Source organism: Streptomyces sp. NPDC012637, assembly GCF_042954805.1.
Classification (GTDB): Bacteria; Actinomycetota; Actinomycetes; order Streptomycetales; family Streptomycetaceae; genus Streptomyces.
In genome coordinates, this window is sequence record NZ_JBIBDS010000001.1 from 1,076,748 (window position 1) to 1,101,049 (window position 24,302).

At 72.0% G+C, this 24,302-nt stretch carries 25 protein-coding genes and 1 pseudogene; 6 read left to right on the forward strand and 20 right to left on the reverse strand.

The window, feature by feature from the left end; all coding sequences use genetic code 11:
- Positions 1-535: 535 nt before the first annotated feature.
- The gene (locus ACFY8W_RS04930; RefSeq protein WP_391100291.1) at positions 536-934 is read left to right on the forward strand and encodes a DUF302 domain-containing protein; all 399 of its coding nucleotides are present in this window, start codon (positions 536-538) and stop codon (positions 932-934) included.
- A 73-nt stretch (positions 935-1,007) separates the two neighbouring features.
- Here ACFY8W_RS04930 and ACFY8W_RS04935 read toward each other — a convergent pair whose 3' ends face one another.
- Positions 1,008-1,550 carry a flavodoxin domain-containing protein gene (locus ACFY8W_RS04935; RefSeq protein ID WP_391100293.1) on the reverse strand — a complete coding sequence of 181 codons (543 nt, stop codon included), beginning with the start codon at positions 1,548-1,550 and terminating at the stop codon, positions 1,008-1,010.
- Between the two features lie 94 nt (positions 1,551-1,644).
- Positions 1,645-1,914 (reverse strand): DUF1918 domain-containing protein, encoded by a 270-nt coding sequence (locus ACFY8W_RS04940; RefSeq protein ID WP_391100295.1) that lies wholly within the window; start codon positions 1,912-1,914, stop codon positions 1,645-1,647.
- 224 nt (positions 1,915-2,138) lie between these two features.
- Between ACFY8W_RS04940 and ACFY8W_RS04945 the strand changes: the two genes are divergently transcribed.
- On the forward strand, positions 2,139-2,330 hold the full coding sequence (locus tag ACFY8W_RS04945) for a CBS domain-containing protein (RefSeq protein WP_391101724.1): 192 nt from the start codon (positions 2,139-2,141) through the stop codon (positions 2,328-2,330).
- On the forward strand, positions 2,327-2,566 hold the full coding sequence (locus tag ACFY8W_RS04950; RefSeq protein ID WP_391100298.1) for a hypothetical protein: 240 nt from the start codon (positions 2,327-2,329) through the stop codon (positions 2,564-2,566). The genes ACFY8W_RS04945 and ACFY8W_RS04950 overlap by 4 nt, the downstream gene beginning before the upstream one ends.
- 134 nt (positions 2,567-2,700) lie before the next feature.
- On the opposite strand, the gene ACFY8W_RS04955 is transcribed toward ACFY8W_RS04950, so the two are convergent.
- The 12 genes from ACFY8W_RS04955 to ACFY8W_RS05010 form a co-directional block, all read right to left on the reverse strand.
- A complete protein-coding gene (locus ACFY8W_RS04955; RefSeq protein WP_391100300.1) occupies positions 2,701-3,339 on the reverse strand; it encodes a V-type ATP synthase subunit D in 639 nt (212 codons plus the stop codon).
- Entirely contained in the window at positions 3,336-4,733 is a 1,398-nt protein-coding gene (locus ACFY8W_RS04960) for a V-type ATP synthase subunit B (RefSeq protein ID WP_391100303.1), read from the reverse strand. Before ACFY8W_RS04960 ends, ACFY8W_RS04955 begins: the two co-directional genes overlap by 4 nt.
- Complete coding sequence (locus tag ACFY8W_RS04965) at positions 4,730-6,451, reverse strand: V-type ATP synthase subunit A (protein WP_391100305.1); 1,722 nt, start codon at positions 6,449-6,451, stop codon at positions 4,730-4,732. The genes ACFY8W_RS04960 and ACFY8W_RS04965 overlap by 4 nt, the downstream gene beginning before the upstream one ends.
- Positions 6,439-6,912, reverse strand: coding sequence for a hypothetical protein (locus ACFY8W_RS04970; RefSeq protein ID WP_391100307.1), 474 nt, complete (start codon positions 6,910-6,912; stop codon positions 6,439-6,441). The genes ACFY8W_RS04965 and ACFY8W_RS04970 overlap by 13 nt, the downstream gene beginning before the upstream one ends.
- 56 nt (positions 6,913-6,968) lie before the next feature.
- Positions 6,969-7,157, reverse strand: coding sequence for a hypothetical protein (locus tag ACFY8W_RS04975; protein ID WP_391100309.1), 189 nt, complete (start codon positions 7,155-7,157; stop codon positions 6,969-6,971).
- Between the two features lie 33 nt (positions 7,158-7,190).
- Positions 7,191-7,604 (reverse strand): ATP synthase subunit C, encoded by a 414-nt coding sequence (locus ACFY8W_RS04980; RefSeq protein WP_391100312.1) that lies wholly within the window; start codon positions 7,602-7,604, stop codon positions 7,191-7,193.
- A complete protein-coding gene (locus tag ACFY8W_RS04985; protein ID WP_391100314.1) occupies positions 7,601-9,004 on the reverse strand; it encodes a V-type ATPase 116kDa subunit family protein in 1,404 nt (467 codons plus the stop codon). Before ACFY8W_RS04985 ends, ACFY8W_RS04980 begins: the two co-directional genes overlap by 4 nt.
- The gene (locus ACFY8W_RS04990) at positions 8,988-9,914 is read right to left on the reverse strand and encodes a hypothetical protein (protein ID WP_391100317.1); all 927 of its coding nucleotides are present in this window, start codon (positions 9,912-9,914) and stop codon (positions 8,988-8,990) included. The genes ACFY8W_RS04985 and ACFY8W_RS04990 overlap by 17 nt, the downstream gene beginning before the upstream one ends.
- Positions 9,887-10,348: a hypothetical protein gene (locus ACFY8W_RS04995; protein ID WP_391100320.1), complete on the reverse strand. Its 462-nt coding sequence runs from the start codon at positions 10,346-10,348 to the stop codon at positions 9,887-9,889. Before ACFY8W_RS04995 ends, ACFY8W_RS04990 begins: the two co-directional genes overlap by 28 nt.
- 116 nt (positions 10,349-10,464) lie before the next feature.
- A complete protein-coding gene (locus ACFY8W_RS05000) occupies positions 10,465-11,349 on the reverse strand; it encodes a universal stress protein (RefSeq protein WP_391100322.1) in 885 nt (294 codons plus the stop codon).
- Positions 11,350-11,587: 238 nt separating this feature from the next.
- A complete protein-coding gene (locus ACFY8W_RS05005; RefSeq protein ID WP_391100325.1) occupies positions 11,588-12,001 on the reverse strand; it encodes a CBS domain-containing protein in 414 nt (137 codons plus the stop codon).
- Positions 12,002-12,252: 251 nt separating this feature from the next.
- Positions 12,253-13,803 carry an ATP-binding protein gene (locus tag ACFY8W_RS05010; RefSeq protein ID WP_391100327.1) on the reverse strand — a complete coding sequence of 517 codons (1,551 nt, stop codon included), beginning with the start codon at positions 13,801-13,803 and terminating at the stop codon, positions 12,253-12,255.
- A gap of 335 nt (positions 13,804-14,138) precedes the next feature.
- Between ACFY8W_RS05010 and ACFY8W_RS05015 the strand changes: the two genes are divergently transcribed.
- The 3 genes and pseudogenes from ACFY8W_RS05015 (at position 14,139) to ACFY8W_RS05025 (ending at position 16,427) form a co-directional block, all read left to right on the forward strand.
- Entirely contained in the window at positions 14,139-14,837 is a 699-nt protein-coding gene (locus tag ACFY8W_RS05015) for a response regulator (protein WP_391100330.1), read from the forward strand.
- 532 nt (positions 14,838-15,369) lie between these two features.
- Positions 15,370-15,843 (forward strand): annotated as a pseudogene (locus ACFY8W_RS05020) (nicotinate phosphoribosyltransferase); the annotation flags it as partial.
- Positions 15,840-16,427 carry a CBS domain-containing protein gene (locus tag ACFY8W_RS05025; RefSeq protein WP_391100333.1) on the forward strand — a complete coding sequence of 196 codons (588 nt, stop codon included), beginning with the start codon at positions 15,840-15,842 and terminating at the stop codon, positions 16,425-16,427. The pseudogene ACFY8W_RS05020 and the gene ACFY8W_RS05025, both read left to right, overlap by 4 nt.
- Positions 16,428-16,737: 310 nt before the next feature.
- Here the strand turns inward: ACFY8W_RS05025 and ppsA are convergent, their stop codons facing one another.
- The 6 genes from ppsA to ACFY8W_RS05055 form a co-directional block, all read right to left on the reverse strand.
- Positions 16,738-19,167 carry a phosphoenolpyruvate synthase gene (gene ppsA / locus ACFY8W_RS05030; protein WP_391100335.1) on the reverse strand — a complete coding sequence of 810 codons (2,430 nt, stop codon included), beginning with the start codon at positions 19,165-19,167 and terminating at the stop codon, positions 16,738-16,740.
- A 226-nt stretch (positions 19,168-19,393) separates the two neighbouring features.
- On the reverse strand, positions 19,394-20,314 hold the full coding sequence (locus ACFY8W_RS05035) for a universal stress protein (RefSeq protein WP_391100338.1): 921 nt from the start codon (positions 20,312-20,314) through the stop codon (positions 19,394-19,396).
- Complete coding sequence (locus ACFY8W_RS05040) at positions 20,311-21,222, reverse strand: universal stress protein (RefSeq protein ID WP_391100340.1); 912 nt, start codon at positions 21,220-21,222, stop codon at positions 20,311-20,313. Before ACFY8W_RS05040 ends, ACFY8W_RS05035 begins: the two co-directional genes overlap by 4 nt.
- 499 nt (positions 21,223-21,721) lie before the next feature.
- Positions 21,722-21,964, reverse strand: coding sequence for a hypothetical protein (locus ACFY8W_RS05045; RefSeq protein ID WP_391100342.1), 243 nt, complete (start codon positions 21,962-21,964; stop codon positions 21,722-21,724).
- A 325-nt stretch (positions 21,965-22,289) separates the two neighbouring features.
- Positions 22,290-22,985 (reverse strand): pyridoxamine 5'-phosphate oxidase family protein, encoded by a 696-nt coding sequence (locus ACFY8W_RS05050; RefSeq protein WP_391100344.1) that lies wholly within the window; start codon positions 22,983-22,985, stop codon positions 22,290-22,292.
- Positions 22,985-23,884, reverse strand: a complete 900-nt coding sequence (locus ACFY8W_RS05055) for a universal stress protein (protein ID WP_391100347.1) — start codon at positions 23,882-23,884, stop codon at positions 22,985-22,987. The genes ACFY8W_RS05050 and ACFY8W_RS05055 overlap by 1 nt, the downstream gene beginning before the upstream one ends.
- Positions 23,885-24,302: the final 418 nt, after the last annotated feature.

Here is a 24,302-nt window from a genome sequence, read left to right on the forward strand (position 1 = left end):
CGCCGACGTAACGCAGCAAGCCATCCTGCCGCTACTGTTCGTCGGGTCGCCAACCGCGCCCGGGCACGGCTCGGCGGGCCTCGGCACCCGCGGCGAACTTCTCACGCTCTTTCATGCCGCTGTCTCCAGATGCGGTCATGTCTTCCGCGCCCGGGACGGCACAGTGGGCTCGTCACCGTGCCGCCATGGACGCGCGCTCCCCGGCGGATGCGTCCGGCCGCGCCGGGCGGTCTGACAGGTCCGCCGGGGAACGCTTCTGGCCAGGCGCAGGCTTGGTCGGCAACCGGTTGAGCAATCGATCCGCTGCCACGACGAATGCCCTGGCCAGGCCTCTTTCCGGCAAGACCTCAGCCGTCACTCCGCTCCGAGACGGCCTTGTCGAATCCTCTCGGTCGCACCCGGCGACAGAACCGACGCGAACCGCATCGCCGCCGTCGGGGTGGTTCGCGCCGGGGCGGGTGCGGTCAGGGCATCATGCTGCTGGTCGCGGCCCGGCCTGGGCCGCCCATGCAGCAGCAACAGTGAGGTGGAGACCATGCCGTACGACCACACCGTCAAGCCGGCGGGAACCTTCGAGGAAACGGTGGAAGCCGTCCGCCGCGCGCTGGCAGACCAGGGCTTCGGCATCCTGACCGAGATCGACGTCCAGGCCACGCTCAAGTCGAAGCTCGGCCACGACATGGAGCCGTACCTGATCCTCGGAGCGTGCAACCCCCCGCTCGCCCGTCAGGCCCTGGACGCCGACCGCTCGGTCGGCCTGCTGCTGCCCTGCAACGTCGTGGTCCGCACCGACGGCAACCAGGTGATCGTGCAGGCGATCGACCCGTCCACGATGGTCGCTCTCACCGGCGTCGACGCCATGGCCCCCGTCGCGGACGAGGCGGCTCGCCGCCTCGACGCCGCGCTCGCCTCCGTTGCGGAAGGCGGTGCATGAGCGGTCAGGACACGGTGAGGGTCGGCCGGCCCTCCGCGAAAAGCACGACGGGGCCGGTCGGCCATCGAGGGCGTCACTCTGCGGGACCATGCGCGGGCAGCTCCTTGAGCTGCCCGGCGATGTCGTCCGCCCATGCCTCGACCGCCGCCCAGTCCCGGTGGTCTCCGTAACGACAGCCGAGCAGGCGAAAGAGCACGGCCCCCTTCCGGTCCAGGTGTTCGCGCCGGATCACGCCCGAGAACCGCCGATGCTCCCGGGGACGGACGAGGTCCACGAGCGCGGCGATACGCGGCTGCTCCGCACGGTCGGCCAGCAGGCGCAACGGCTTGGGCAGGGCGGCGGACATGCCGACGCTGAACATCCACACCGGCTGTTCGCGCAACTCCTCGGCCCCGCCCCGGATGACAGCTTCCGCCGCCGGCAGCCAGGCCCCGTCATGAACAGCGCTCCCCATCACGAGCGCGTCAGTCTGACGGAGCCCCTGCCTGCCACGGTCCGAATCCAGAGCCAGCACTTCGACAAGGTGACGGTGAGCTCTCAGCCGAGTGCCGATCCGCTCGGCTATCTCCTGCGTGGAGTGGTGCTCGGAGGCGTAAAGGATCCGCACGCGAGCCATGGCGATTCCTCCGTGTCCGGTTCGGCTCGGGGCAGGGGTCGTCCTTGCGGTACCGGATCGTGCGGTGCCCGGACGGTGGACGCCTCGGCGGAGTTCACGGCTGAGAGGTGGCGGCGTTCCTGCCGGAGTGCGGGAAGTGCTGAACGCGCGCGTCCGGACCAGGGAAGACCAGCGTGATCCGGCCCGTGTCCGACCAGCGGACGTCGAAGGGCGGGGTGCCGTCCGCATGGTGCAGGGCGATGATCTCGCCGTCCCGCCCTCCGTCCCCGACGGTGGAGCCCCCGACGATGAGTCGGTCGCCGACGCGGGCCCACAGGCCGGCGCGGTCCTCGTCCGCAGGGTGTCGTGCTGCGGTCCTGCTCATGGCCTCCTCCTCCCGGCACAAGCGCGGAGCCCGTTGTCTCCGTGACCGGCAGTTCTTCCCTCCACCCTGCGTGCGCATCGGTCGGCCCGCATAGGGGCCAAGGGTCCCAGAGCGGGACCGTTCGGCACTCCTGCCGGGAGGGTGGGCGCAGCAGGGTGGGTTCCACGAGGTTCCCCGTACGGTGAAGGAGGAGTGTCAGGGAGCACCGCACCGTATCCGAGGTGATGACGCACGACGTGGTCACCGCCGCTCCCGCCACCTCGTTCAAGGAGATCGCGCATCTCCTCGCCGAGCGCGACGTCTCGGCCGTCCCCGTCATCGACGAGGACCGGCGCTTGCTCGGCATCGTCAGCCGGGCCACCCTGCTGCGGCCGTTCCTCCGCACGGCATCATCGCCCCGCTCACCCTCGGTGTGACGACCGTCGTCGACGAGGGCGACTTCGGCCCCGAACGCTGGTACGGCATCCTCGGCGCCTCCGCCTTGAGCCGGGCCGCGCCACCCAGCAGCCAGAGGACTACGTCGCACACCTCGACCCCGTTCCGTCGGGCGAGGATCGCGTGCGCCGGCTCGTGCGCGAGCAGAGAGGCGAAGAAGACCACGGCGGTCAGCGGCCCGACCGGCCAGTACACCGGCCATGCGCGGCCCGGGTGAACCTCGGGGAGGCGGCCTTCCGAGAGCCCGAGCGCGATCACGGTGAAGATGGGCAGAACGCTCCAGTGGACTCCGATGGGAACCCCTGCGATCCGCCCCAGAACGAACGTCGGCCGCATGGTGTTCTCCCCCCTTCAGACGCGTCTCGAACCCGTGACCGCCGCCCGTCCCGATGCGGAGGCCCACCGTCTGCGGACGGATTCCTCGTGCTCCGTCTGCTCCAGACTCTGTTCGGCGGCGGCCAGCTCCCCGCTCAGCCGGGGGATCCAGTGGTGGCGTAGCGCGCGGACGCGCTGCCGCGTTCTGCGGACCTCGGCGGCCACGAGGCGGGTGGCCTCGCGCGCGGCCGCATATTCGGCTGCCGTCGTGACCGCGTCGCGGTAGGCCGCCTCGGCCCGGACCAGCGCGCTGTTGCGCGGCGTCGGATCATCCGGTGAGCGGGCGGCGGGTGTGCACGTCACGCCGGCGGGGTGCCGTACGCCCATGGCGGTCGTGTACGCGATCGTCACCGTCGCCCGGTCGACGGTGGCCGCCTGGGCGAGGGCCTGCTCGCCGCTCAGCAGCGTGCCGCGCAGCAGCCACGTCTCGGCCTCGCGAAGCCGGGACGACCAGATCCGGGCCGCTGCCTCCTCGGCCTGCCGCAGCGCTCGCTCCCGGTCCATCAGGAACAGCAGCTTGCGCTCCAGTACGTCGGCTCCTCTCAGCGCCGTGTCGAGACGCAGGCGCAGACGCAGTCGACCCGCCCGGCCCGGTGGGACTCGTCGCCCGCTCATCCCTCCCCCTCCGTGTCGGCTGATGCCCTCCTGGTCACGAGCAGGGCCTCCGGAAGCATCCCGAGTTCGCCGTCGGGCAGCGTCAGGAGCACCTGCCACGCCTCGTCGAGGGACTCGTTCAGGGAGCGTGGCTCGCCGGGCCGCTCAACGAGAAGGCGGCGCAAGAAGGCCCGTTCCAGGTCCAGGTACCTCCGGTCGACGGTGCTCAGGGCCTGCTCGCCGATCAGATCGGCGAGCTCCCGCACCTGTCTCGCCCGGGCGAGCGCGGCGATCAGCTGCCCGGCGACCGGAAGATGATCCTCGCGCGTGCGGCCCGCCCCCGCGCCCTTGCGCATGAGCCGGGAGAGCGAGGCAAGCGCGTCGACCGGTGGGTAGACGCCCTGAGCGTGAATCGCGTTCGAGAAGACGATCTGGCCCTCGGTGATGTATCCCGTGAGGTCGGGGACGGGATGGGTGATGTCCCCGGCCGGCATGGTGAGCACCGGGAGGACGGTGACCGATCCCGGCCGGTCGCGGATCCTTCCGCACCGTTCGTACAGCGAGGCCAGGTCGCTGTACAGATAGCCGGGGTAGGCACGCCGGGCGGGGACCTCTCCCCGGGCGGCGGAGACCTCGCGCAGCGCCTCCGCGTAGGCCGTCATGTCGCTCATGACGACGAGGACGTGACGGCCGCCGCGGAACGCCAGGTCCTCGGCGACGGTGAGCGCCAGCCGTGGCGTGAGCAGCCGCTCGATCACCGGATCGTCCGCGGTGTTCAGCAGCAGGACCAGGTCGCCGTCGGCCGAGCGTTCCGCGAGCCCTTCACGGACGAGGGCGGCGTCGGCGTGGGTCAGGCCCATTCCGGCGAAGACGACGCTGAACGGTTCCTCCCCGCACGAGGACTGGGCGGCGACCTGGATCGCGAGTTCGAGGTGCGGCAGGCCGGCGACCGAGAAGACGGGCAGCTTCTGGCCCCGGACCAGGGTCGTGAGAACGTCGATGGCGGCCACACCGGTCAGGACCGGCTCCGTCGGGGGTTCTCTGCGTGCCGGGTTGATCGGCGTGCCGCCGATCGCCGCCCGGACCCTGCCCAGCACCGGCGGCCCGCCGTCGACGGGTTCGCCCCGTCCGTTGCACACCCTTCCCAGCCAGCCGTCACCGACCGGTACGTGCAGCGGCGTCCCCGCGAAGGCGATCCGCGTGGTGTCCGGGCTCATCCCGACCGTGTCCTCGAAGACCTGCACCACGGCGAGGTCCCCGTCGACCTCCAGGACCAGCCCGTGGCGCCGGTCGCCCGAGTCGAGCGTGATCCGGACGTACTCGTCCCATCCCACGCCCGTGATCCCCTCGACCACGACGAGCGGGCCGTGCAGCTCCCGCACGGCCGTGTACTCGATCTCGTAGCCGCCGCTCATGGCGGTTCCGCCAGCCTCGTCAGCACCGTGTCGCGTGCCGCGGCGACGGCGGCCGTGTCGTCCGGCCCGGCCGCGTCGCGGGCCCGCAGGACCGGGGTGAAGTCGACGGCCTCGACGGTCTCCACCTCCGTTCCGGTGTCCACGAGCGCGTGGCACCGGTCGACCACGGCCAGCAGGGCGTCCGCGAGAGCCGCGGTCTTGCCCGGTGTGCAGTAGGCGTCCCGGGGCGAGAGCGCGCTCTGCTGGAGAAGGCCCTCGCGGATAAGCCTGCCGCCGAGGACGCTGACCCGTTCACGCGGGGGCAGGGCGGTGAGTCCGAGGAGCTCGACCAGGCCGGCGAGCCGGTCGGCCTCGGCGAGGCGCGCCGCGACCCTCCCGCGCCGCTCGGCCGCCACGTCGGGTTCCCCGGCCGATGCCACGGCGGCGTCGCGGGAGAAGGAGTCGGGCCAGGACACGGCCGGATAGTGACGGGCGTACGCGAGGTCGCGGTCCAGGGACCACAGGCACCGGACGAAGCGCTCCGTGTGCGCGGTGACGGGTTCGGTGAGGTCTCCGCCGGGCGGGGAGACGGCTCCGATGACGGTGACGGAGCCCGTGGCGCCCCCCAGGGTGCGTACGGCGGCGGCGCGCTCGTAGAACGCGGCCAGTTCGGAGGCGAGGTCGGCCGGGTAGCCCTCCTCGGCCGGCAGTCGGCCCATGCGGGCGGCGAACTCCCGCAGCGCCTCGGCCCAGCGGGACGTGGAGTCGGCGATGACCACGGTGTCCAGGCCCATGTCCCGGAAGTACTCGGCGACCGTGGCCCCGGTGTGCACGCTCGCCTCGCGTGCCATCATCGGCATGTTCGAGGTGTTGGCGATGGTCACGGTGCGGTCGGAGAGCCGACCTCCGGTACGCGGGTCCTCCAGCCGGGACAGCTCGTCGATCACGTCGGCCATCTCGTTGCCGCGCTCTCCGCAGCCGACGTAGACGATGACATCGGCGTCGCACCACTTGGCGATCTGCTGGAGCAGCATGGTCTTTCCGGTGCCGAACCCGCCGGGCACGGCGACCGTGCTCCCCCGGGCCACGGGAAACAGGAGGTCGACCACCCGTTGGCCGGTCGTGAGCGGGTCGCGGGCGACGAGCCGTTCCCGTACGGGACGCGGTACGCGGACCGGCCACTCGGACGTGATGCGTACCTCGATGCCGGCGACCACGGCCAGCACCTCGTCCTCCCCGTACCGGCCTTCCGGCGCGATGCGCTCGACGGGTCCCGAACAGCCGGGCGGGGTCAGGAGGCAGGCGGGCACTGAGGGCGTGGCTCCGCCGAGGTCGCCGAGCACGCCGCCCTCCGTCACGTGCCGTCCGGCCGCCGCACGCGGGTGGAAAGTCCATGTGCGTCCCTCGAGTGACGCTGCGGACGCTCCTGGCCACAGGCGTTCGCCGACGCCGGTGAGGGGCCTGAGCAGACCGTCGAACACACCGCCGAGGAGGCTGGGGCTCAGCCGTACCGAGAGGGGTCTACACAGGCGGCGGGCCGGGTGCCCGGGGGCAAGACCGCCGGTGTACTCGTACGCCTGGAGGGTGGCCACCGCGCCTTTGATCGCCACCACTTCCGCGGTCAGCCCGGCCTCGCCCAGCAGGACCAGCTCCCCCATGGCCAAGCCGTCGGTGTAGTCCACCTCCACCAGAGGGCCCGCCACCCGCCGTACCCGGGGCGGCGTGGTCACGGCGTCCACAGGGCCTCCGCTTCCGCTCCGAACCGCTCAAGGGCTCGGTCGCTCAGGGTGTCCGGAGTGAGATCGACCCGGCGGCCCGGGGCCACCACCGTCAGCCCGCCTTCCGGAGCGGCGGCTGTGGCGGCTTGGGGGCCAAGGAGCACGTCGGCGCGACGCCGCAGCCGGTCCTGCGCGGTCCGGTCGGCGGTTGCCCGTCGGACCGCCTCGCGAACCCGGGCGCGCAGATCCGCGTACGCCGCGGACTCCGCCGCCAGTTCGAGTTCTCTGGCGGCCTGGCGGGCGGCGGTGCGGCGGGCCCTCGCGGCTGCCGTCCCCTCGGCTCTTCCCTGGTGCCGGGCCCGTTCCAGGATCGCTGCGGCTTCGGCCTGCGCCGCCGCCACGAGCTCGTCCGCCTCCCGGGCCGCTCTCGCCAGGACGGTGTCGGCATCGGCGTGCGCCGCACGGAGCAAGGCGTCGCGCACCGGGACGAGTTCCGGCTCCAGCCGTGCCCGCCGGCCGGGGCGGGGCCGCCTCGCGATCACAACGGCATCACCGCCGTGAGGAACCGGGGGTCGGGCAGCTCTGGTCCCAGAGCCTCGGCCGCCGCAGGGGTGAGGATCACGAGGGACACGTCGTCCGGAAGCGACCACCAGGCCTCGCGTACGTCCTTCGCACGCTCCGCCTCGAACACGTCAACGCCGGCCAGGGCGAGTCCGCGCACTCTCATGTGCTCACCTACGGCCGCGACAGTCCCCATCTCTCACGCCTTTCCGATCAACAGGATGGCGACCACGAGACCGTAGACGGCGATGCCCTCCGCGAGTCCCACGATGACCATCGCCCGGCCGAAGAGTTCGGGCCGTTCACTGAGCGCGGCCAGCGCGGCGGCGCCGGTGTAGGCGACGGCCACGGCCGCGCCGATCGACGCCCCGGCCACCGCGATGGCTGCGGCGATGAGGGCGGTCCCGTTGGGTTCGGCCGCAGCGGCCTGGGCGGGCGCGCCGAGCGCGACCCCGGCGAGGCCCATGACCAGGAGGGCGAGTGCTCCCATCAGCATCAGCAGGTTCGATACCAGGAACCATCGGACGGAGCGTTTCCCGTCGCGTCGGGCGAGCGTGCGGAAGGCCCAGAATCCGGCGGCGAGGAAGGGGAGTGCGATCAGCCAGGCGATCATGTGGTCACCTCCGGGTCGGCCAGGGGCACGTGCCAGGGGCGGAACGGGCGTCCCTGCGCCTCGAAGACCCGTGAGAACAGTTCGTAGAACTCCAGCCGGAGGGCCTGGACTCCGGCGATCATTGCCTCCAGGGCGAACGCGGCGGCCGTGGCGACGGTGAAGAGAACGACAGCTGCCACCAGCGGCCCGGGCCCCTGGCGTGCCAGACCGGTGGTTCCCTGCCAGATGAGGTGCGCCAGCGCCGCGTGGGTCAGGCCGAAGGCCGCCAGCCGGGCGAAGGAGACGGTGTTCGTGCCGGCCCGCACGACGACCTCGAAGAGGCGCACGCCGGTCTCCGCCACGCCCGCCGCGCCGCCGGGCGTGGCGGCGAGGAACCCCGCGCCCGCGAGCAGCAGGCCCAGGGGGGCGAGTACGGCCCCCGCGACGACGTACGTCCGCTGGTCCAGGTACAACCCGGCGCCCATGAAGGCGAGGGACAGGTACACGGCGAAGCCGGCGAAGCCGGACGAGGCGTACACAGCACGCACCGGTCCGCCCTCGCGCCATCGGTTGACCGTCCCCGCCAGGTAGGCGAGCGCGAGGAGTACCCCGCCGAACACGATCGAGGCGGTCAGCAGCCGCTCCGGCGAGTCGAGCGGATCCAGCCACAGGACGGGCAGGATCCTGGTCGGTCCGAAGAACTCCCCGTACGCGATGCCCGCCAGGACGGTGGCCGTGCCGGCCCCGGCGAGGAAGGGCCAGATCCGGCGGTATCGCGCGAGGAAAGGAGGGAAACCGCGACGCAGCGCAAGAGCCAGGAGGAGAAGAAGCAGGCCGTATCCGGCGTCCCCGAACATGACTCCGAACATCACGACGAAGATGACACCGGAGGGCCACGACGGGTCCACGTCCCGGTAGGGCACCGTGCCATAGGTGGTCACAAGACGCGCGAAGGAGTCCGCCGTTCCCCGGGAGCCTCGCAGCAGAGTCGGCGGTTCCACCCCGCGCGGTGTCGGGAGGACGACCAAGGCGGCTCCCACGGTGGCAAGGCGTGAGGCCAGCCGTGGCACGTCCGTGGCGGGGCACCAGCCCGCCAGGGCCGCGACCTCTCCGCGCCGGACAGCGATCCGGTCGATGGCCGCCAGTTGTGCCTCACCGGCCAGCAGGTCCTCGCGACGTGCCTGTCGCAGCGCGTCGACGTCGGGGGTGGTCGGCGCGAGCTTCGCTCCGGGACCCGGGCCGGACGGGAGCCCCCGCGATGCCGCGGCCGCCCCGGCGGACTCCCCGCTCCCCGGCCGGTCGAGATCGACGCAGCCTTCGTCGGCGATGCGTACGAGGGTGTCCCGCATCGCGGCGGACGGGACAACGAGGGCCACGCGCCGCATCCGTACCGGCAGAAGGTGCTCAACCGACCAGGTCATCGAAGACCTCCATGGGCCCTCCGCCGTGCGCCGCGAGCTCCAGAGCCGCTCGTACGCGCCACGCGTCCACGGACAGCGCGGCCACCGCGCCCACCAGCGGGACGGGGCCGTACGCGGAGCCGCGCAGCATGCCCTCCGCGTCCCGGCCCAGGACCGCCCACCAGCGCGCCTCCGCCCGCCACAGGTCCGCCGGGTCGCCGACGCCCTCCACGGCCCATCGGGCTCCGGCGGACAGCCGGTCGCGGAATTCGCGGAAGCCGGCTGCTTTCAGGGCCCGGTCTCCCAGGACGTCCGCCGCGCGGTGCCGTACGGGTGTCGGCAGGTCGCGGCCGTGGACGAACAGCTCACGGGCCGTCAGCAAGGCTGCCCTGCCCTCGGCCCAGGTGCGTGCGGGCCCCACCTCCGCGGTCCGCGCGGCGGCAGCCATCCGCATGCCGACGCTCACGCCCCAGGCGGTGGCGGCACCGGGATCACCCCAGGGCGAGGCAGCGAGGACCCGGCGGACGGCAACTGCGGAATCGGCCCGTTCGAGACGCCGCCACGCCGTGCCGAGCGCACCGAGACGGTAGGCCCGCGGAGGGGGCGACGCGCCAGTGAAGGACTTCAGGAGTGCCTCGACGTTGGCGATCTCGAAGCCTGCCGCGAGCGGCCGCAGCAGGCGCGCTCCGGCGGGTGGCTGCCATCCCGCGAGGACCCGCAGATTCCACAGGAGCGCCGAGGCAACCTCGCGTTGCGCGTCGGCGAGCGAGGAGTCCGCCGCAGCGGCCTCTCGGTAGGGCGAGCCGGCCAGGCTGCGCAGCGCATGCCCGAGGGACGCGCTCGCGGCCAGCTCCCGGGCGGCGGCGGCACCCATCCGCCGGGACGTCAGAGCCCTGGCCCTGATCACACCGGCGACCCACCCGGCGCCCACTCGTCGCTCCCCGTGGTGTCGAGGCGTCCGAGAGCGTACTCGGCGACACGGTCGGCGAGACCGGGGATCCGCACGGCGGCCCGCGTGCGCACCTGCTCCGCCGCGCTCCGGCCGGCCGCGAGAAGGGCGGTCTCCTCGCGGCGAGCCGCGGCCAACGCGGAAGCCACGGCTTCCGCCCGCACCCGACCTGCCTGCTCCTGGGCATCGGCCACGATGCCGGCGGCCTGCCGGGCCGCCTCCCGTACGAGGGCCGCGGCCTCGTCCCCGGCTCTGGCGCGGATCTCCGACGCCTCCTCCTGCGCTCCCGCGAGCCGGGCGAGCACCGGATCGAGTTCCGCGGCGGGATCGCCCGTCCGGTCGGCAGGCACCGCAGCGACGGCCGCACCGGGCGCGCCCACCAGCCGGAACCGTGCGAGGAAGGTCCGCAGTCGCATCAGGCGACCTCCTCTCTCACTTCGTTTCCAGTCTCGCCACCCCCGCCCGAGCTGTCGCCTCGAACCGCGTCCTGGCCCGGCGGTCGTCCAAACAGACCGCCGGAAGAGTCACGGGGTCAGCCCTCGCCCGGCCGGCGCACCACAGCAACCGGGCAGTGCGCGTGATGCAGCACCGCCTGGCTCACCGAGCCCAGCAGCAAGCCGCTGAAACCACCGCGGCCCCGAGCACCGACGACCAGGAGCTGCGCGCTGCCGCTCGCCTCGATCAGAGCCTCGCGCGTAGCGCCGTGCACGGCACGGGACTCGACCGGGATGTCCGGGTACCTCTCCCGCTGACCCGCGAGCGCCTCGGCGAGCAGACGCTCCTCGGCCTGGGCGAGCATGCCCGGTGCGCTCGCGTACGGTTGGGCGGGATCCTGCGGCGGAGGCACGGGGGCGTTCCACGTGGTCCAGGCATGCAGGGCGACCAGGCCGACGCCGCGCAGCGCGGCCTCCTCGAAGGCGAAGTCCACCGCCGCCGCGCCCGACCGGGAACCGTCGACCGCCAGCACGATCGGCCCGGCCGGCTCCGGCGAGTCCCGCACGACGAGCACGGGACACCGACCGTGAGCCGCGAGCCGCACCGCCGTGGAGCCCACCATGAGCCCGACAAGGCCTCCCATGCCCCGGGACCCGACGACCACCAGCTCCGCCGCGCGCGACTGCGCCTCAAGGACCGTCACCGGATCCCCCGTCACCACGGCATGGGTGACGTCCATCGAAGGCGCCACCGTCCTGGCGCGTTCCACCGCCTCGGCCAGCAGGCCCTCGGCCATCTTCCGGACCTCACCCTCGTCCGGCATCGGCAGGGCACCCCACAGCGGCACACGCGCCGCCGGCCAGTGGAAGGCGTGCACGATCCGCAGCACCGCATCTCGCCACCGGGCCTCCCGGGCCGCCGCCTCCACTGCGACGAGGCTCGACGCCGAGCCGTCCGCTCCCACGATCACCAGACCACTCACGGTTCTCCTCCGCTCAGCCCCGTCTCAAGCCTCCCCGTCGACGCTCGGCGGCCACAGATCAGCCGACCGGCAGATGATCGTGCTGCGGTGGACCGGCGACGCGAACCGATCGCCGGAGCCCGGAGCCGGTGGCTCAGCTCGCGTGCCAGGACACGGTCGGGGCTGGTCCCCGCATCCCTCGTTCCCACCGGGGACCAGCCACCGTCCCTACCGGCAGTGGCCTTGTGCCGTGGTCGTGTCAGGCACAGACGGCCTCGACGAACTTCCCGACCTGCTGCTCGTCCAGGTGCCTGGCGAGGTCCGCTTCGCTGATCATGCCGACGAGCCGGTGGTCGTCGATCACAGGGACACGACGGATGCGGTGCTCTCGCATCGTCTGGAGAACCTGCTCGCTGTCGGCATCGGCGTCCACGGTGACCGGTTTGCCCTGGGCGAGGTGTCCGGCCGTCATGTGGTGCGGGTCCTTGTCCTTGGCGAGGCACTTCACCACGATGTCGCGGTCGGTGATCATTCCGTGCAGCCGGTTGTCCGGCCCGCAGATGGGCAGGGCGCCGATGCCGAGTTCGCTCATGCGCTGCGCTGCGTCCACGAGAGTCTCGTTCTCCTGTACGCAGACGGCGCCGGTGTGCATGATCTCGCGTGCGGTCGTCATGGCCGCCTCCTCCTTCCGCCCCCTCCGTCATGGATGGTTTCCGGCTTCCTCTGGAGCGGTCCCGGGTCGTCAGAGGAAGAGGGCGCTCACTCGAACGGTGTGCACCGGTCGCCTGGGACGTGCCCTGAACTTCTTCACCGGGATATACGCCGCCACGCTCTGCGCGGGGAGTACGTCACTCGGGATCTCCTGTCGATCGGACCGCGCTTCGGCCCTGGTCTCCCCCGTGCGCGACGGCTGTGCCGATCCGGTCACGGACGTCCTCCTTCCTGCGCCTTGCGCGGCCACTGTCCGTCGCCGTACAGCCGCTCGGGCGATACGAGAAGCACCTCCCCGTCCGCCTCGGCGGCGCGGAGTCGGGGGCTGAACCCTGCGGCTCCGTAGCAGGCGAGGCGGGTCCGGCCGATGTCCTCGCCGAGAGCGGCGAGCTGCGCCAGATAGCCACGCAGCCGTTCGACGTGGAGCGTGTCCATGGGGTGCGTCCAGGAGACCATGCCGATCGACAGCAGCGGACCGGGGCGGCTGGCTTGGCGACCGCGCACCACGACATCGATGATCGCCGGCTGACCGGCGGCATGGGAGCCGCCGACATGAGGGCCGCTGGTATGGGGGAGGGAGCCCGACGAGGCGGATGCCGGTGTGTCTCCGAGGCTCTCCGCCGGGGCGAACCGGACCGCCCATTCCCGGCAGATCTGCGCGAAGTGCGGGGCCGCCACGTCTCTCTCGAACGCAGACCGGGCCGACCGCCAGATCTCGTCGATCGCCGTGTCATCCGCGTCCACGAGGTCGGAGCGGTGGGGGCGGATCACGGCGTGGTCGAAGGCCAGCAGCGGTTCGGTGATGCGGTAGTGGATCAGCCCGGGCTGGAAGGCGTCGGGCTCGCCGTGTATCAGGCCGCGTGCTTCGAGGTGGGACAGGATGTGCGGCACGTCCGTCGCCGGCCGGTCGAGGAAGTCGGCGATCTCCGCGGGCGTGGAGCGGCCGCCTGCGAGCGCGGCCACGGTGGAGTGGCATGCGGCGACGTCCACGCCGTCCGGCACACAGTCCAGGAGGTGCCCGGCCTTCCAGAACAGCGGCAGCCGTGGGCTGAGCACGCACTCGCGTATCCACCGGTCGAAGTCGGCGAAACCGGCAGGGGGTCGGTCGCCCGCGGGGTCGAAGCGGAAGGCCGCGCTGCCGCCGACGACGGCGTGAACGCGCAGCGCGAGCGCGACGTCCTCGATCGCCCACAGGTCTCGCGCCTGCCGGAAGTCCAGGGGTGCCATCTCCACGACCTGGTCCACCCACCTGTCGGAGGCGCTGAGCAGTCGTCTCATCACCGGTGTCGTGCTGCCGCACAGCAGAAGCCGGATCCGGGAGGAACTGCCTGGGCCGTCACCCAGCCGGTGACACACCTCGCTGATCGCGGCAGGGAGGCCTGGGCTCTGGCGCACGACCTCGGGAAATCCGTCGATGACGACCAGCGCGGCCGGTCCGCGCCCCGAGACCGCCAGCGTGAGCAGCGCGTCCCGCCATCCCGTCCAGTGAGGTGCCCGTGCGAGATCGGCATGGCGCGAGTACTGCTGGGCGAGCGCGCGTAGGGTCTCCGCCTGAGCGGCTTCCTGACCGCAGAAGTAGAACCCGCCCGTCGCGCGGGCCAGGGCTTTGAGAAGAAACGACTTGCCGTGCCCCCGTGGGCCGGTGACGACACCGATCGCGGGCCCGGGACGCGGGTCGTCGACGAATGCGACAAGCTGGTCCCACTCGGCCTCACGGTCGTAGAGCCCCCGTGGCCGGGCGACAGGGGTGGTCAGAGCTCCCACTGTTCTCTCCCCTTCCCAGAACACTTCTCGTGCCTGTGGACGACCTGAGGGCGGGGGCTAGGACGGCCACGCCGATCGGATTGCCCCGAACGCCCGGAGTCGAGCCCGGGCTCGCGGGGATCCGGCTGCGCGCCGTGAGCAGAGACAGACGCCCTCCAAGAGTCGCACCCAAGGACGACGAACGCACCCGCACCCTTCGGGGTCGCTCGCAGCGGGGTAACACGGGTGGGCCGCGCTGACGCCGGACGAGCCGGCCGCTTCCACCGTGTGCGCGATCGATGCTCCTGAGACAATCGGGGCACAGGTTCTCAACCGTCCGTCGACTGGGATCCGGCATGACCGAGGTACCCACGCCACCCGCCCGGGTCTTCCTCGTGGACGACCACGAGGTCGTACTCCGAGGCGTGCGTGACCTGGTCGACGCCGAGCCGGACATGGAGGTGGTCGGGGAGGCATCGTCGGCGGAGCAAGCCCTGGCCCGCGGGCCGGCGCTGCGACCCGACGTCGCCGTTCTCGACGTACGGCTGCCTGACGGGAACGGCGTCTCGGTGTGCCGCGAACTTCGTTCCCGGATACCGGCGCTCACCTGTCTGATGCTGACCTCGTTCGACGACGAGGAGGCTCTGCTGGACGCGATCATGGCGGGTGCCGCCGGCTACGTCCTCAAGCAGGTCAAGGGCTCCGATCTGATCGCAGCGATACGGACGGTGGCCACGGGCGCGTCGATGCTCGATCCAGCCACCACGGCTCGCCTCATGGGCGCCCTGCGCGACCCTCAGGCTGGGAAGCCGCCGGAGGACGAGCGCCTGGCGGTGCTGACGGAGCGCGAACACGCGGTGCTCGACCTGGTCGGCGAGGGACTGACCAATCACGAGATCGCCAAGCGTCTGTACCTGTCGGAAAAGACAGTCAAGAACCACATCTCCCGGCTCCTCGACAAACTGGGCGTCGAGCGGCGTGTACAAGCCGCGGTGATCGCCGCCCAAGCACACGAGCACGATGCGCAACACCTCCCACACCGACAGCCACGGTAGCGACATCCTCCGTACCTGGCGCCCTCCGGAGCGTCGACACTGTCACCGTCATTCCATGGGCCAGCACGCCGCACCCGTAAGCGGCGCCGGCCGGGCACCGTTAGGCCCCGGCTCAGGACCGTTCGGCCCTGTTCCGGTGACAGCAGCCGCGAGGAACGTGAAGGTGAGGGAGCACTGCTCTGGTTCCCCAGCGAACCGACCACCGGAGGACGGAGCGCAATGGGACTTCACCGTCCCGATGAGGCGACCGGTGACCTCGTCGTCCCTCGCTCGTCGAGGACGCCCGACTTCGCGCAAGCGATGTCCTTCCGCGGTCGGCCGAGTTGGAAGGGCAATCACAGGCGGGCACAGCACGTGTGCCCGAGAACGGCGCGAGGCAACAGGGGTGGGAGGCAGCCGTGGATGTGTGGTGATGCCCCGCAGCGTACGGACACGACGGGAGCTGAGTGGCGTGTCGAACGTGACGACCACCGACCTTTTACGAGGTCACCATGGCCCTCTCCTACCTCCGCGAGGGCATGCGATCCCCTGCCACGTGGTCGACGCGCTCGTACGGTCCGGAGCATCGATCGACGTGTACGCCGTCGGAACGAAGGTGGGGGTATCGGCCGACGCCCCGTACCTCGACGCGGCCTACGAGCTCGTCGCGTACGACGGACGGCCGGTCATGAAGCTGTCATCCCGCAAGGTCACCGCCCCCGCACGCGAGCAGGTCTTCCGCCGGCCGGACCTCGTGGACGTCATCGGACTGCGCGACGAGCCGGTCCCGGCCGGCGCGGAACCACTGCCGCACACCGTGATGCGGAACGGTCGCCGGATCGGGCCGCCCCCCTCCCTCGCCTCCACGCGCGCCCGTTTCGAGACGGACCTCGAACAGGTACCGGAGGCGGCACGCCGCATCGACGAACCGCGGGCGCCGGTGACCTCCGTGTCACCACGTCTGGCGGCCCTGACGAACGAGGTGAGGCGGCGCATCGCCGCCGCGATCGGGAGTGACACGCCATGAGGCACCGCAGCGTCGCCGATCTGATGACCCCCACGGCGGTGAGCGTCCGCCCCGACACTTCCTTGAAGGAGATCGCCAGGCTGCTCGACGAGTTCGGCATCACCGCCGTGTGCGTCGTCACCGAGGAGAACCACCCGCTCGGCGTGGTCTCCGAACGCGATCTCGTCCGCCGCCAGGCGGTCGGCGCAGGGGCAGGCACCGCCGGGGAGCTCATGACGAGCCCCGCCGTGGTGGCACGGCCCGAGTGGAGCGTGGTGCGCGCGGCCCGGGTCATGGACCGGCAGGGCGTCAAGCGGCTGCCGGTCGTGGACGAGGAGGGAGCGGTTGTGGGGGTCCTGAGCCGCAGCGACCTGGTCCAGCTCTTCCTGCGCCGCGATCGTGCGATCCAGGAGGAGATCGTCGAAGACGTCCTCACCCACACCCTGCGTCTGCCTGCCTCCGCGGTGAACGTCGAGGTCGCCGACGGAGTGGTCACCCTCAGCGGCGTTCTGCCGCGCCGCGGCCTGGGACCGGTCGTCATGCGGCTCTGCGGCAGCGTGGACGGCGTCGCGGGTGTCGTCGACCGGCTGCGGTACGACGACTGAGGACGGCGACGGCGGGGCCGGCACCGCTGGACGCACTGGCCTGGACGTCGCTGTGGCGAACCGTCATTCATGGCCGCGACACCCAAAGGTGCCGGATGAGCGAACTCGGCACCGGGGGCCAGCGGGGTGCGGAGCCCAGGCGAGCCGGAGCCCGCTGGTGTGGAGTCCCCATCGCCTCGGTTCTTCGGCCGTACGTCCTCCCGCGCCCGGGACGCGTCGCGTCGGCTGCCGGTCGGTGGCGTGGCGCGTATGAGCCGCTGCAGACGTCACTAAGTGTCGAAAACGCTGACCAGGGCTCTGCGGGACTCAGTCATGGAGGGTCTCCGTACGACGTGGTCGCGACGGCGTCGTCAAGGGCGGACTCCGCCTCAGCCACGGTCCGTTTCACGGTGGGGAAGCTGTCGGGCGCCACCGAGATCGAATTCAGTCGGGCGCGGACAAGGAGCGCGGTGAATCCAGGGTCGTCGCTGGGGCGCTGGCCGCAGAGGCCGACCGGCCGGTCGGCCGCGTGGGCGCGTGCGGCGAGGAGCCCGATACTGCGGACGACGGCGGGGTCCCGCTCGTCGAAGACATCGGCGAGGGCCTCGGAGTCGCGGTCGATGCCGAGGGTGAGCTGGGTGAGGTCGTTGCTACCGATCGAGAAGCCGTCGAACCGCACCGCGAACTCATCGGCGAGGATGATGTTGGCCGGTATCTCCGCCATGACGTAGACGTGCAGCCCGTTCTCGCCGCGCACCAGCCCTTCTTCCGCCATCACGCCGAGCACCCGGTCGGCCTCGCCGAGGGTGCGGCAGAACGGGATCATGACGACGACGTTGGTCAGGCCCATCTCGTCGCGGACCCGGCGCAGCGCCCGGCATTCGAGGGCGAAGCCCTCGCGGTACCCGGGGCTGTAGTAGCGGCTCGCGCCGCGCCAGCCGATCATCGGGTTGGCCTCGTCGGGTTCGAAGGGGCGTCCGCCGAGGAGTTTGGCGTACTCGTTGGTCTTGAAGTCACTGGTGCGCACGATGACGGGGGCGGGCCAGCGGGAGGCGGCGATCCTGGCGATGCCCCGGGCGAGGCGGTCGACGAAGTACTGCCCGCGGTCGAGGTAGCCCTCGGTGAGGCGTTCGATCAGGTGCCGGTCGTGGGCGTCGAGGCGTTCGGGGTGCAGCAGGGCCATGGGGTGGACCTTCACCTGGTGGGCGACGATGAACTCCAGCCGGGCGAGGCCCACCCCGTCCGCGGGCAGTCGCCACCAGCGGAAGGCGGCCGACGGGTCGGCCAGGTTGAGCATGACCTGCGTGCGTGTGACGGGCAGGTCCGCGAGGTCGGTCTCGGTCTCTTCGTACGGCAGCGATCCCTCGTACACCCGGCCCCGCTGCCCCTCGGCACACGAGACCGTCACCTGCATGCCGTCGCGCAGACGACGCGTTCCGTCGCCGGTGCCGACGACGGCGGGGACGCCGAGTTCCCGGCTGACGATGGCGGCGTGCGAGGTGCGGCCGCCGTGGTCGGTGACGATCGCGGAGGCCCGTTTCATCACGGGTTCCCAGTCGGGGTCGGTGACGGCGGTGACGAGGACGCCGCCGGGTGGGAAGCGGTCGAGGTCGACCGGCACGTCGAGAGCGACGACGGGTCCCTGGCCGATCGCCTCGCCCACGGCGATGCCCTCGACGAGCGGGCTGGGCACGGGGGTGGCGGTCAGACGGCAGCGGCGCAGGGTCGTGGCGCGGCGTCGGGACTGAACGGTCTCGGGGCGGGCCTGGACGATCCAGAGCTCGCCGGTGAGGCCGTCCTTGGCCCATTCGAGGTCCATGGGGCAGCCGTAGTGCTGCTCGATGGCCGCGGCCCACTCGGCCAGGACACGTACCTCGGCGTCGTCGAGGACACGTGCGTTGCGTTCTGCGTCGGGGGTGTCGACGGTCCGGGTCAGACCGTCCTCGGCGTAGACGGCCTTGAGGCGCTTCGCCCCGATCCGCAGGTCGATGAGTGGATCGAGCGCGGGGTCCTTGAGGCTCGGCTTGAAGACGGTGTACTCGTCGGGGTCGACCTGACCGCTGACGACGGTCTCCCCCAGGCCCCAGGCTGCGCTGACAACGATGACGTCCGGGAAACCGCTCTCCGGATCGAGGGTGAAGGCGACGCCGGCGCCGGCGAGGTCGGAGCGGACCATGAGCTGGACGCCGATCGAGAGGGCGACGGCGAGGTGGTCGTAGCCCATGCGTTCGCGGTAGTCGATGGCCCGGTCGGTGAACAGGGAGGCGAAGCAGCGTCGGCACGCGTCCAGGAGCCGGCCGGCGCCTCGCACGTTGAGGTACGTCTCCTGCTGGCCGGCGAAGCTCGCCTCGGGCAGGTCCTCGGCGGTGGCACTGGAGCGGACCGCCACGTCCGGATCGGTCCGGCCGCACTCCTCGGCCAGTTGCCGGTAGGCGCCGACGATCTGGTCCCGCAGGGGGTCGGGCAGGGGTTCGGCGAGGAGGAGGGAGCGGATAGCGGCGCCGACCTCTTCGAGCGGTGCGCCGTCGTGGAGGCGTCCGGTCTGCTCCTCGATCGCCTCGCGCAGCCCATGGCCGGCGAGTAGCTCACGGTACGCCTCGGCGGTGGTGGCGAAGCCCGGTGGTACACGGATGCCCGCCGCGCCGAGCCGGGTGGTCAGCTCCCCCAGGGAGGCGTTCTTGCCGCCGACCCGGCCGACATCCGTGCGGCCGAGCACGGTGAAGGGCACAACCCTGGACTCCGATTCCCTGATGGCGCTCACGATGTCCTCCACGTCCGCCACGGCTCTGACCGAGGTCTCAGTACGGGAGCGGGCGGCCGGACGGCGTCCGCAGGTCGAGGGGGCTGGGCCGGCGGGGCGGCTGGGGCCGCCGGTGGATCCGGATGTGCTGCATCGTCCTCACCTCTCCGGGCCCGGACCACGGTCCGAGGGACTGTCGTCCTCCCACTCTCCCGTGGGCAAGGGAGCCACCCCAGAGCCGAGGGGATCAATCGGAGGGGGCCGGGCGGTCCGTGCGCGACCGGGCCCGGTCGGCCCTGTGCGCGGTGCCGACCGTCCCTGTCGCCCGGGGCGGTGGGACGGTGATGACGGGGCAGGCCGCTCCGTGCAGGAGGCCGCGGACCGTGGAGCTGAGCCTTGTGGCGGAGTCGTCGCCTTGGCCCCCTCGGCCGACGACGAGCGCAAGGGCTTCCTGGGAAGCGCGGGTGAGCTCCTCGACGGGGTGGCCGCGTACGATCTCCTGCTCGATGTCGACGTCTGGGTACCGCTCGGCCCAGCCCGCCAGCGACTCGGCGAGCAGCCGACGGCGTTCGGACAGCCTCTGGGCGACGTCGTCGCGGGCATGCAGAGGGCGGGACCAGACCCGGAGGGCGCGCAGTCGTGCCTCGCGCAGGCTCGCCTCCGCCACGGCGAAGGCGACGGCCGCCCGGCAGCCGCTACTGCCGTCCACGCCGACGACGATGAACGGCGGATGGACGGCGGGGTGCGCCGGTTCCCCGACCACGACGACGGGACATTCGGCGCGCGCGGTGAGCGGGACGACCACGGACCCCTCGCTGAGGACCTCGGCGACACGGCCCAGGTGCCGTGAGCCGACCACGGCCAGATCGGCGTACGGCGTCCTGGCCACGAGAACCTCCGCTGGGTTCCCGTCGACGAGTTCCGCCTGGGTCGGCGGCCCGGGGCGCAGCTCGCGCACCAGGTCCTCGGCATTGGCGAGCGCCGATTCGGCCCGGAGTCGCAGAGCGCTCAGGTGACCACCCACGTCGTGACGCAGTCGATCGTGGGCCGGGGGCACGGCGACGACGAGACGCAGCCGCAGTCCGCGACGTACGGCTTCCTCAGCGGCCCAGACGAGCGCGGGGATCGACGGATCGCGCGGATCGACTCCATGCACGATCTCGTTCACTGCTCCTCCCGGCGCTCCCAGTCCGTGAAGCCGGACGGGACGATCTGCACGGGGCAGTGGGCGTGGTGCAGCACGACGTGGGCGACCCGTCCGAGTGTCGGCGCCACGCCCAGGGCACGGTGCTCGGTGCCCATCATGAGAAGGTCCGCGTGGGCGCTGGCGTCGATCAGGATGCCCGGGGTGCTGGTGCCCGTCTCGACGTGGTGGCTGACGTCAAGTTCCGGGTGGTCGTGCCTCAGGCGATCGGCGATCTCCCTCATCTCCCGGACCCGTGTCCGGGCGATCTCGTCGAGGTCGTCGAGCATGGTCACGACGCTGCCGACGTGGGTGAGCACGTTCCACACGCTCAGCAGTCTCAACGAGGCCTTGCGTGCTTCGGCCTCGGCCGCCGCGACGCGCAGCCAGCTGAGGTCGGAGGCGCCGTGCACGGCCGCGGTCACCACGCCGGTCTCCGGCCGGTCCCCGTGGTCACGCACGACGATCACCGGGACAGTGGCGCGAGCGGCGACACCCAGCCCGACGGAACCCAGCATCAGCGCGGCGAACCCGCCGAGACCCCGGTTTCCCACCACGATCGTGCCCCGGCGGCCGGCGGTGGAGGTGAGTCCGGCCACCGGCTCCAGTTTGCTGAGTTCCTTGACCACGGTCAGGTCGGGGTGATCTTTCTGGACTGCGACGGCCGTCTCGTCGAGCAGGTCGCGACCCGCCTCGCGTATCGCCTGAAGAGTCTCCGCACGGACGAACAGGGCGCGCCGGTCGGTGTCGGCGGCGTGCACGAGGCACAGGGACTGGCCGCGCCGCGCCGCCTCGTCGGCGGCCCACAGGGCGGCCGTCCGAGCGGACGGGGAGCCGTCGACCCCCACGACGACGGTGCCGAGCTCCGGGTGGACGGGAAAGTCGCTCCTCATCGCTCCTCCTCGGCAGTACGTCCCGGGGCGGGGGGAATGCGTCCGCCCAAGGTGCGGCACCTTCCACGCTGGCTCCCTTGCGGGACGCCCGGCAATGGGCCCTTCGGTCCCTTTCGAACGCTGTCGGCCCCCTGGGCACGGACCGCTCCCGTGGAGCGCGGACTGGTCCCGCGGAATGCCGAACCCGCACGCATCGGGGGCACGCTCGGGGAGAGCCCGTCATGCCGGCCCAGGTCGGCGCGGGACTCGAGGCAGTGAGCTCAACGACGGGAACACCCAGCAGCCGACGGCGCACCCGCGCTCGGCGGGCAGGGGCCACGCCACGGGGGTGGCCGGGTGGTGGTCTGCCGGTCCACGCCGAACAGCAGGCGCAGCATGAGTGACCTGCGAAAGAACGGATCAGTCTGTACGGGGTGGGATCAGAGGACCCACCGAGCGATGTCCACCGCGAGCCCCGCCGAGTTGTCCCGTAGGGCCCACGAGGCGACGACCGCGGTCGTCACCCGGAAGCCGATTCGACCAGAGCGAGGATGTTCCCCTCGCTGTCCTTGAACCAGGCCGAACGAACCCCTCCCGCCTCAGCCACTCCGTCGACCGTCACCAGACCCGGCAGGTCGTACTCCTCGAACGTGACTCCGCGAGCGCGCAGAACCTCCATCTCCGCGTCCAGGTCCGTGACGGCCCAGCCGGCCAGAGTATGGGCGGCCTGGCCACCGCTCGGCGTGGCGTAGATCGTGAACACTGTCCCACCCGACTGGAAGACACCTCCACCCCATCAGCCTATGCATCCGACGCCCGACCGGCCGCCATGGTCTTGAGGTGAGCGCCCATCAGCCGGGGCATGGAGGCCGAGGAGGAGGCGAAGGCCATCTTCGGGTCCGCCGCGTGTCAACAGCTCGAGGCGTCTCGGAACGCGTTGTCCGGCGGTCGCCGGTCGCCGCCAGCGGGTGATACCGCTCGGGCCCCATCTCGGCGACGTGGCGCGCGGTGATCCGCCGCGGTGGTACCGCTCGGGCACACGCCCGGACCTCACGGCCAAGCACTGGCACCCGGCCACGCCGGGCCGTCTACGCCGGGCCGTCCGAACGACCCCCGGCTCCGGGCGCGCCTTCCACGACAATGCGCCGGCCGGTGACACGGCGCGGTGCCAAGACCATGACCACGTGCCGCCCCTCCCCCGCCCACGGTCCCGTGTACATCGCGCTCTGCAGTCGTCGGGTGGCGAACGGTTCGGTGACGTGGCGGACCGGGCCAACGACGAGGACGCTCCAGCCCTGGCTGAAGGCCTCGTCCACGTGGTCGGCCTCGAAGGCGATCTCCGTCCCGGCCGTACGGACCACAGCCGCGTCCCGCGCCGTCATGAAGACGATCTCCCCGTGGTCGATCTGGTAGTTGACGGGGAAGGCCGCGGGACCGTCTCCGGTAGTGAAGGCGATCCGCCCGACGCCGTGGGTGCCGAGCAGGCGCAGGCACTCCCCCTCGTCCAGCTCGGTGAGCCGGGCATCGCGTCCTGCTCGGCCGGTGCCTTCGGGCAGGTCGGCCGTGTACCCGGTGAGGTCCTGGACGGTGCACTCCAGGGCGTTGGCAAGACGGGCCATGAAGGCGATGCCCGGGGTAGCCACCTGCTCCTCCAGGTACTGGATGTAGCTCGGTGCCGAACCGGCGCGTTCGGCCACCTCCTCCCTGGTCAGGCCGAGAGCCTCACGCCGGGCGGCGACCCGGCGGCCGATGTCGCCGCGAGCGTGCGGAGTGGCGCCGGTCATCACCGTTCACCCCCGGTAGGAGCGCCGTGGCCCTGCGGGACGACGGCGACCGGGCAGGCGGCGTGGTGCAGGGCCCGGTGGGCGACCCGGCCCAGCTCCATGCCGACGTGGCCCTCGCGACGCCGTGCTCCGACGACCAGCAGGTCGGCCGCCGCCGACCGCTCGACGAGCGCCCTGTGCGCGGGGCCCTCGACCGTGGTGCGCCGCATCCGCACTTCCGGATAGGACCGGACGGCAGCCTCCACGGCCTTGTCGAGGAGCACGGTCGCCTGCTGTTCCTCGTGGTGCGAGGCGTCGCCTGTGAGCAGGGGATGGGCGACCGGTTCGTGTGCCGGGCGCCTCCAAGCGCGGACGACATCCAGGTCGGCCTGCCGGAGAGCCGCCTCGCGGAAGGCGAAACGGACGGCGGGCGAGTCCACGTCGTACTCGCCGATGCCGAGCAGGATGCTGCCGTGGCGCGCCTCCAAGGCGTGCCGGTGGCCGCGCACGACGATGACGGGACCGTCGGAACGGGCTGCCACGATGAGCCCGACGGAGCCGAGCAGGAGGTCGGCGAGTTCGCTGCGGCCCCGGGATCCGACGACGATCGCCTCGGCCGAGCGTCCTTCCCTGAGCAGGGCGCTCGCCGCGTCCTCGGCGAGGACATCCGTCGTGATCTTCAGGCCCGGGGCGCGACGCAGGGCACGTTCAGCCGTGGTGGCGGCGATGTTCTCGGCGAGCACCTGCCCGGAAGGGCGGTTCAGGCTCCAGGCCGGTACGGAGCCCTCGTACCGCTCCCACCGCGAGGCGTGCACGATACGCAGCGGGAGTCCCAGGCGTACGGCCTCGTCGGCGGCCCAGTCCGTCGCCGTGAGGCTGGCGTCGGAACCGTCGACTCCGACCACAAGGGGCGTCTCCATGGCCCCCACCGCCTTTCGGGATGCCGGATGCCTCGCTGCCACGCTCGCACGGGAAGGAGGAGGCCGGGTAGGGCCGGTCGGTCCCGGCCGTGGCCCGCCCGGACCTCGCGACACGGGAACGTCGGGAGGAGGGGCCCATCCGCTTCTCGCGGATCCTGATTGCGCGGTGCGCGGCTCGAAGTCCGTTTCTCCGCGTCTTTCCAGGAGGACCTCTCCTCACTCTCAGGAAAGCACGCGCCGAAGGCTCCTGCCAGGGCCGCCCGGGCCCCGACGGCCCCCGTTCGGCCCTTGCCATACGGGAAACGGCGGCGGCACCCTCGGATCACCGGAGCGCAGCAGCAACGGAGGCCCGCGCGCAGCGGAACACCTCAAGCGGCTTGCCTACGCCGACGGGCTCAGGGCCGTCTCGACCAGCCGG